This window comes from Streptococcus sp. UMB0029, from assembly GCF_002871495.1.
Taxonomy (GTDB): domain Bacteria; phylum Bacillota; class Bacilli; order Lactobacillales; family Streptococcaceae; genus Streptococcus.
Map to the genome: position 1 here is coordinate 1 of NZ_PNGD01000036.1, position 492 is coordinate 492.

At 37.6% G+C, this 492-nt stretch carries 1 pseudogene; it reads right to left on the bottom strand.

The features are described 5' to 3' along the window. Nucleotides 1-253 precede the first annotated feature (253 nt). A pseudogene (locus CJ239_RS12330) lies at nucleotides 254-457 on the bottom strand (hypothetical protein). Nucleotides 458-492: the final 35 nt, after the last annotated feature.

Genomic DNA, 492 nt, shown 5'->3' on the forward strand with positions numbered 1-492 from the left:
CGCAAGCTTATGAGAGTTACTTGGAGTCACAAAGCCCATATCCATACTACATAACAAATACTTATATCCATGTTGCTCAAAGAAAATGGATGTTTATCACTGGATACTATAGAAACTCAGATTATACTGGGTATGAAAAAACCGAAACAACCTACGTGAATTTCTAAAATATAAACCCTACCTAGATATAAAGGCAGGGTTTATATTTTAGTTAATTGCTCAAGTAATTTGTAAGCATAATACTTGCGAAACTCTATTTGTTCAAGCGGTTCAAAAGCTCTTGTTTTTTATCCTCAAGCTCAGCTCTCCTTTGCTCGATTTCTTCACGTTTTTGGGCGATTTCTGCTTACGCCTCGGGAATTTCCAAAGTGCCTTGCGACTTGTGAAATTCTACTAGCATATCAACGATTTTTGGGTCTAATTCGTTGACATAATCAGGATTTGACCATTTCGGCACGTTGCTTGCAGGTGCTTGCTTTTTGCCGCCTTTTT